Annotated in this window: 7 protein-coding genes; 6 read left to right on the top strand and 1 reads right to left on the bottom strand. The window is 69.9% G+C overall.

The features are described from left to right. Positions 1–9: 9 nt before the first annotated feature. Positions 10–1,449: an RNB domain-containing ribonuclease gene (locus tag ACK5IN_RS06515; protein ID WP_416895387.1), complete on the bottom strand. Its 1,440-nt coding sequence runs from the start codon at positions 1,447–1,449 to the stop codon at positions 10–12. A gap of 53 nt (positions 1,450–1,502) precedes the next feature. Between ACK5IN_RS06515 and ACK5IN_RS06520 the strand changes: the two genes are divergently transcribed. The 6 genes from ACK5IN_RS06520 to ACK5IN_RS06545 form a co-directional block, all read left to right on the top strand. Then, positions 1,503–2,510: a 1-aminocyclopropane-1-carboxylate deaminase gene (locus ACK5IN_RS06520; protein ID WP_416895388.1), complete on the top strand. Its 1,008-nt coding sequence runs from the start codon at positions 1,503–1,505 to the stop codon at positions 2,508–2,510. Between the two features lie 67 nt (positions 2,511–2,577). After that, on the top strand, positions 2,578–4,332 hold the full coding sequence (locus ACK5IN_RS06525; protein WP_416895389.1) for a proline--tRNA ligase: 1,755 nt from the start codon (positions 2,578–2,580) through the stop codon (positions 4,330–4,332). Positions 4,333–4,341: 9 nt separating this feature from the next. Then, positions 4,342–5,409, top strand: a complete 1,068-nt coding sequence (locus ACK5IN_RS06530; RefSeq protein WP_416895390.1) for a TIGR00730 family Rossman fold protein — start codon at positions 4,342–4,344, stop codon at positions 5,407–5,409. A 55-nt stretch (positions 5,410–5,464) separates the two neighbouring features. Then, on the top strand, positions 5,465–6,454 hold the full coding sequence (gene nusA / locus ACK5IN_RS06535) for a transcription termination factor NusA (protein WP_416895391.1): 990 nt from the start codon (positions 5,465–5,467) through the stop codon (positions 6,452–6,454). 26 nt (positions 6,455–6,480) lie between these two features. After that, on the top strand, positions 6,481–6,732 hold the full coding sequence (locus ACK5IN_RS06540; protein ID WP_416895392.1) for a YlxR family protein: 252 nt from the start codon (positions 6,481–6,483) through the stop codon (positions 6,730–6,732). A 95-nt stretch (positions 6,733–6,827) separates the two neighbouring features. Next, a partial coding sequence (locus ACK5IN_RS06545; RefSeq protein WP_416895393.1) for a translation initiation factor IF-2 N-terminal domain-containing protein occupies positions 6,828–7,440 on the top strand: 613 nt, incomplete at its 3' end.

Consider the following 7,440-nt stretch of genomic DNA (forward strand, 5'->3'; position numbering starts at 1 on the left):
CGACGCCGGTCAGTCCGCTGGCACGAGGAGGATCTCGCCGGTCTGCACGTCGGCGCGCACGAGCCGCAGCCGCACAACCGACCCGGGTGCCGCGGGCAGGTCCGGCACCTTCACGCTTACCGGAGGATCGCTCAGCTGCACGCGCGCGCCGTCGCTGCGCACTCCCAGCACGACGCCGCGGAACAGCTCTCCCTCGTACGGGTGCAGCATCGCTGCCTCGACGCGATCGAGTGAGGCGTTCTCGAGTCGATTGGCGAGCTGCTCGCTGCGTCCCATGAGCTTCGGCAGCTCAGGCAGGCTCTCGCGCGCCCACCGCGGCACGTCGCGCCCGTTGGCGAGTGCGTCGCAGATCACCAGCGACCAGCGATCGACGAGCCGGCGGATCGGCGCCGTCGTGTGGGCGTAGGGTGCGGCGATCGCCGACTGAACGGGATCGGCCGGCGGGTCGCCGTCGAAGGCGGCATAGCCCGCTCCGCGGAACAGGGATGCCGCAGCATCCCGCACAGCGAGGGCCGCCGGGTCACCGACCGGCAGGGCACGCAGATAGTCGCCGTAGGTCTGATCGTCGGGCCACGGCAGGCCGAGCGCGATCGTCTGCGCACGGAACGCGGCGATGTCGGCCGGCTCCGCCGCGGGCATCGTGCGCAGGATGCCGACACCACCGGCGATCATGAGGTCGGCCGCCGCCATCCCCGTCAGCAGCGACACCTGGGCGTTCCATTCCTCGACGGGCAGCGTGGCACGCAGCCGCAGCCGGTAGTGGCCGTCATCGGCCAGGACCTCCGCTTCGGGAACATTGAGGCTCGCACCGCCGCGCTCGCTCTCGCGTGCGGCGCGCTGTGCACCGAACCAGGCGAGTGCGCGCAGCGTTGCAGGGGCGTCGTCACGGTCGATTGCGCGCTGCGCACCGGCATATGTGCACTGCGCGCGCGAGCGCACGGTCGCGCGCGTCAGGGTCGTCTCGACCGGGCGCGCGCCCTCGTCAAGCACGAATCGCCACACGAACGCGCGGCGGTCGGCATCAGGCAGCAGCGACGCCGCCTGCTCGCTGAGCACCTCGGGGTGCAAGGGGAAGCGGCGATCCGGGGCATAGAGCGTCTGCCCACGGCGGCTGGCCTCGGCATCCACCGCTCCGCCGGGTGCCACGAACGCGGCGACGTCCGCGATCGCGTAGTGCAGCACGGCGCCATCGCCGGTGCGGTCGAGGTACACGGCCTGATCGAGGTCGGTCGCTCCGGGCGGATCGATCGTGACGAACGGGATGCCGCGCAGATCTGCGAGGCCGGCGACCTCCGGGTCGACCGGCACGGCGCGGGCCGCAGCATCCGCTTCGGACTGCACCTCCGGTGGGAACCCCGCCGGCAGGTCGAGTTCGCGCGCCAGGTCGGCGAAGGAGTCAGAGAGCGCGTCGGTTGCCACCGATGCGAGGCGGGGGCGACGTGTGGGCACTCTGTCAGTGTAAGCAGGACCAGTGTCGACAGGGTGCGCGGTACTGTAGCGGTATGGCCATCGCAGACTTCGAGCGGTACCCACTCACCTTCGGTCCGAGCCCGATCCACCCGCTGCCCCGTCTGAGCCGGCATCTCGGCGGTGCCCAGGTGTGGGCCAAGCGCGAGGACGTCAACAGCGGTCTCGCGTTCGGCGGGAACAAGACGCGCAAGCTCGAGTACCTCGTGCCCGAGGCGCTGGCACAGGGTGCCGACACGCTCGTGTCGATCGGCGGCTACCAGTCCAACCACACCCGCCAGGTTGCTGCCGTCGCCGCGAAGCTGGGGCTGAAGGCGCGCCTGGTGCAGGAGAACTGGGTCGACTGGCCCGATCCGCTGAGCGACCGCGTCGGCAATATCCAGCTCTCGCGCATCATGGGGGCGACGGTGACCCTCGACGCCGCCGGATTCGACATCGGCGTCCGCTCCAGCTGGCAGCGCGCCATCGACGAGGTGATCGCGGCGGGTGGCACCCCCTATCCGATCCCCGCCGGGGCATCCGACCATCGTCTTGGCGGTCTCGGCTTCGCCAACTGGGCGTACGAGGTCGAGCAGCAGGAGCGCGAGCTCGGCGTCTTCTTCGACACGATCGTGGTGTGCACGGTCACCGGCTCGACGCACGCCGGCATGATCGCCGGGTTCGCCGGGCAGGATCGGCCGCGCCGGGTGATCGGCATCGACGCGTCGGCGACGATCGACAAGACCCGGGCGCAGGTCGAGCGCATCGCGCGCAGCACCGCGGAGCTGATCGGCGTGGGCCGCGAGCTGCGTGACGACGAGATCACGATTCTCGAGGGCTGGGCAGGGGACCTCTATGGAATCCCGGTCGACTCCACGCTCGAGGCCATCCGGCTCGGCGGCTCGCTCGAGGGGATGATCACCGACCCGGTGTACGAGGGCAAATCGCTGGCCGGGCTGATCGACCTCGTCGCATCCCGCGAGATCCCTGCCACGAGCACGGTGCTCTACGCACACCTCGGCGGTCAGCTCGCGCTGAACGCGTACAGCGGCCTGTTCCGCTAGAAGAGCCGCTCCGAACCCCTGCGTCGCGCGGTGAGCCCCGGCATCCTGTTCCCTAGACTTGTCGCTTGTGGTCACCCGTCTCAGCACCTTCTTCCTCCGCACGCTCCGTGAAGACCCGGCCGATGCCGAGGTCACGAGCCATAAGCTGCTCGTGCGCGCCGGCTACATCCGCCGTGCCGCACCCGGCATCTTCACGTGGCTGCCACTGGGCCTGAGGGTAAAGGCGAAGATCGAGGCCGTCATCCGCGAGGAGATGGGCGATGCCGGAGCCTTCGAGGTGCACTTCCCGGCACTGCTGCCGCGCGACCCCTATGAGCAGTCGGGACGGTGGGAGGCGTACGGCCCCACCATCTTCCGGCTGCAGGACCGGCGCGGTGCCGACTACCTGCTCGCGCCCACCCACGAGGAGATGTTCACGCTGCTCGTGAAGGACCTGTACTCGTCGTACAAGGACCTGCCGCTGATGATCTACCAGATCCAGGACAAGTACCGCGACGAGGCACGGCCCCGCGCCGGCCTGCTGCGCGGGCGCGAGTTCACGATGAAGGACGCGTACTCGTTCGACTGGAACGACGAGGGGTTGGATGCCTCGTACCAGGCGCAGCGCGACGCGTACGAGCGCATCTTCCAGCGCCTGGGCCTCGAGTACGTCATCGTGGCGGCCGACAACGGACTCATGGGCGGGGCGCGCAGCGAGGAGTTCCTGCACCCCACCGCCGTCGGTGAGGACACCTTCGTGCGCTCGGCCGGTGGGTACGCTGCCAACGTCGAGGCGTTCACGACCGTCGCGCCCGAGCCGATGCCGTTCGACGGACTGGCGGAGCCGGTGATCTTCGACTCGCCCGACACCCCGACGATCGAGACGCTCGTCGCGCACTCGAACGCCGTGCTCGCGGGTGAGTACACGGCGGCCGACACCCTCAAGAACGTGGTGCTCGCGCTCACGCATCCCGACGGCGAGCGCGAGCTCGTGGTCGTCGGGGTCCCGGGCGACCGCGAGGTCGACGACAAGCGCGTCGAGGTGGCCTTCGCGCCGGCCGAGGTCGAGGCGGCGACGCCCGAGGACTTCGAGCGTCACCCGCTGCTCGTGAAGGGCTACATCGGGCCGTGGTCCGAGACCGGGGCGATCCTCGGTGAGGAGTCGGCCACCGGCATCCGCTATCTTCTCGACCCGCGTGTCGTCGACGGCACGAGCTGGATCACCGGCGCCAACATCGACCAGCAGCACGTGCACTCGCTCGTGGCGGGGCGCGACTTCGCCGCCGACGGGTTCGTCGAGGTGGCGAACGTGCGCGAGGGCGACCCGGCCCCGGACGGCTCGGGTCCGGTGACCCTGGCTCGGGGCATGGAGATCGGTCACGTCTTCCAGCTCGGGCGCTTCTTCGCCGAGACGCTGGGCCTGAAGGTGCTTGACCCGAACGGCAAGCTCGTGACGGTGACGATGGGCTCGTACGGCATCGGCGTGACGCGCATTCTGGCGATCCTCGCAGAGCTCAACAACGACGACCGCGGCCTCGTGTGGCCGGCGTCCGTCGCGCCGTTCGACGTGCACGTGCTGGCGACGGGGAAGGATGCCGCGGCCTTCGAGCTCGCGGCGCAGCTGTCGGACGACCTCGAGGCCGAAGGCCTTGACGTGCTGTACGACGACCGCGCGAAGGTGTCGCCGGGAGTGAAGTTCGCGGATGCTGAGCTCATCGGCGTGCCGCAGATCGTCATCGTCGGGCGCGGAGCCGCCGATGGCCAAGTCGAGCTGTGGGACCGGCGCACCGGCGACCGGGAGGTCATGCCGGTGAGCGACGCGCTCGCGCGCCTGACGGCATAGCCTGGAGGCATGTCCCGCGAGCCCGACACGGTCATCCCCGGCGAGGTCACCGCCGCTCTGCGTGAGGTGATCGCCACGGTCGGCATCACGCAGAACACCGACCTGATTGCGCGCATCCTCGACACCGGCATCGGGCTCGGGATGGACGAGGCCGACCGCCTGGACCTGAAGATCACGACGGCGGCACTCGGGGAGATGCGGAATGCCTTCCGGCTGTTCGCGCCCTATCAGAACGTCTCGAAGGTCACGATCTTCGGGTCGGCGCGTACCCTGGCCGACGATGCGCTCTATCGGCAGGCGGCCCGGGTGGCCTCGGTGCTCGCCGCGCAGGGCTGGATGGTGGTCACCGGTGCAGGCCCCGGCATCATGCAGGCCGCAGCCGAGGGTGCGGGGCCCGAGAACTCGCTCGGCGTGTCGATCCGCCTCCCGTTCGAAGAGAAGCCGAACGCGATCGTCGAGGCGAACGCGCGCAATGTGGCGATGAAGTACTTCTTCACCCGCAAGCTCATGCTCGTGAAGGAATCGCGGGGCTTTGTGTGCGTGCCCGGTGGCTTCGGGACGTTGGACGAGATGTTCGAACTGCTCACCCTGCAGCAGACCGGCAAGGCTGAGCCCGTGCCGATCGTGCTGCTTGACGAACCCGGAGGCACGTTCTGGGCGGGGCTGCGTCGCTTCGTCGATGAGCAGCTCGTCCCGTCGGGCGTGGTCGGGGCCGACGACTTCGACCGGGTACTGGTCACCGACTCGGTGACCGAGGCCGCCGATGAGATCACCGGGTTCTACCGCAACTACGACTCGATGCGCTGGGTCGGCGGCACTCTGGTGCTGCGACTGCGGGCCGCGCCGGCCGACGTGGAGCTGGACGAGCTGAACACGCGCTTCGCCGACCTGCTCGCCTCGGGGCGCATCGAGCGCACCGAGCCGCTGCGCGTCGAGCGCGCCGACGATGACCGACTCGATCTGCCACGGGTCTCGCTGCGCCTCGACCAGTACCGCGTGGGCAGCCTGCACCACCTGATCCGCGCGCTCAACGCGCTGCCGTCGGCACCTGCGGACGGGTGGGATCGGGTAACGTAGACGGGATTCCGGGGCGTGCTGCGCCGCGGCGGGAAAGCTGAAGAGGGAGGCCGTCGTGGACATCGATCTGTCGCTGCTGCGCACCATCGAGCGCGAGAAGGAGATTCCCTTCGACGAGCTCGCCGGAATCATCGAGCAGGCCATCCTGACCGCCTTCGCCAAGCACACCTCGCCGGACGGCGATCTTCCCGACGGTGCGCGCGCCGCCCTCGATCGCAAGACCGGGCACGTGGCGATCTTCCTGCCCGTCCTCGACGACGAGGGTGCCGTCATCGGCGAGGAGGAGGCGGTTGCCGACGACTTCGGGCGCATCGCCGCGTTCGCAGCCAAGCAGGTCATCAGTCAGCGGCTGCGCGACATCGCCGACGACGCGGTGCTCGGCGAGTTCCGCGGCAAGGAGGGCGACATCGTCGCGGGAGTCGTGCAGCAGGGTCCGAACCCGCGCATGGTGCACGTCGACCTCGGCTCGGTCGAGGCGATCCTTCCTCCGGAGGAGCAGGTGCCCGGTGAGGAGTACCCGCACGGCTCGCGCCTGCGCGTCTACGTCACCTCCGTGGGCAAGGGAACGAAGGGCCCGGCCATCACGGTGTCGCGCACGCATCCCGGTCTGGTCCGCAAACTGTTCGCGCTGGAGGTGCCCGAGATCGCCGCAGGTCTCGTCGAGATCGTCTCTCTGGCCCGCGAGGCCGGCCACCGCAGCAAGATCGCGGTGCGGGCCGACGACCCGTCGATCAACGCCAAGGGCGCCTGCATCGGCGAGCTCGGCCGCCGCGTGCGCGCCGTGACCGAGGAGCTGGACGGGGAGAAGGTCGACATCGTCGACTACGACGAGGATCTGTCGACGTTCGTGGCCAACGCCCTGTCGCCGGCCAAGGTGACCTCGGCCTTCGTGCTGGACGAGAAGAGCAAGGCCGTGCGCGCGCTTGTCCCCGACTATCAGCTGTCGCTGGCGATTGGGAAGGAAGGGCAGAACGCGCGGCTGGCGGCCAAGTTGACCGGAGCGAAGATCGACATCCAGCCCGATTCGATCCTGGAGGACGGCTGACCGGCGCGGCGGCCGCGGGGTGTACGATGGAACCCGTACGGACGTGCGTCGGATGCCGCGTACGTGCCCCTCGATCACATCTTCTGAGAGTGGTTGCCGAGAATTCCGCACTCGTCCTCGATGAGCGCGCGAGCCTCCCGGGCCGGGGTGCGTGGGTGCACGACACACGCGAATGCATGGAGGCCGCACTGCGCCGCCGCGCGTTCATCCGTGCATTGCGTGCGTCAGGCCCCCTGGACACGCAGACCATCGAACGGTACCTACAGCGAAAAGGCTGAATGGCTATGGACACGAAGTGAACGGCTCGAAATGAGACCCGTCCGCAAGTGATGGTCCGCTCCTGTGCTCAGGGCGGACCCGAGACAGGAGAACTGTGGCAAAACCACGCGTGCACGAGATCGCTTCCGAACTCGGCGTCGACAGCAAGGTCGCGCTCGAGAAGCTGAAGGACCTCGGCGAATACGTCAAGAGCCCGTCGTCCACCATCGAACCTCCGGTGGCGCGGAAACTACGCGCCGCCCTCGAGGCGGACGGCGTGGCAAAGAAGGCCGAGTCCGAGGCCGCTGCGGCCGCACCCGCCGCGAAGTCCGGTGGTGCCAAGCCCGCCGCGGCCAAGCCCGGCCCCGCCAAGCCGACCCCGGCCGCCACGACGCCCGCTGCTCCGGCACCTCCCGTCGCAGACATTCCGGCCGACTCGGAGGCTCCGGCCGCGCCGGAGGCGCCGGCCGCCGAGGCGGGTGCGCCCGGCGACGCGACGGGCCCGACCCCCGGCTCCGCCAAGCCGGGTCCGCGCCCCGGCGGCGCACGTCCGGGCAACAATCCGTTCGCGTCGCAGCAGGGCATGGGCCAACGGCCCGCCGGGCCGCGCCCAGGTAACAACCCGTTCGCGTCGCAGCAGGGCATGGGCCAGCGCCCGAACCCCGGCAACATCCCGCGCCCCCAGGCGCCGCGCCCCGGCGCTCCGCGTCCGGGAGCCCCGCGCCCCG

It is taken from the genome of Microbacterium sp. (assembly GCF_047971895.1).
In the GTDB taxonomy this organism is placed as follows: Bacteria; Actinomycetota; Actinomycetes; order Actinomycetales; family Microbacteriaceae; genus Microbacterium.

Bases quoted from the DNA above. Each gene is read 5' to 3' on its own strand.
- ACK5IN_RS06520 (WP_416895388.1), top strand. From the start codon at position 1,503: ATGGCCATCGCAGACTTCGAGCGGTACCCACTCACCTTCGGTCCGAGC.
- ACK5IN_RS06540 (WP_416895392.1), top strand. From the start codon at position 6,481: ATGGAACCCGTACGGACGTGCGTCGGATGCCGCGTACGTGCCCCTCGA.
- ACK5IN_RS06530 (WP_416895390.1), top strand. From the start codon at position 4,342: ATGTCCCGCGAGCCCGACACGGTCATCCCCGGCGAGGTCACCGCCGCT.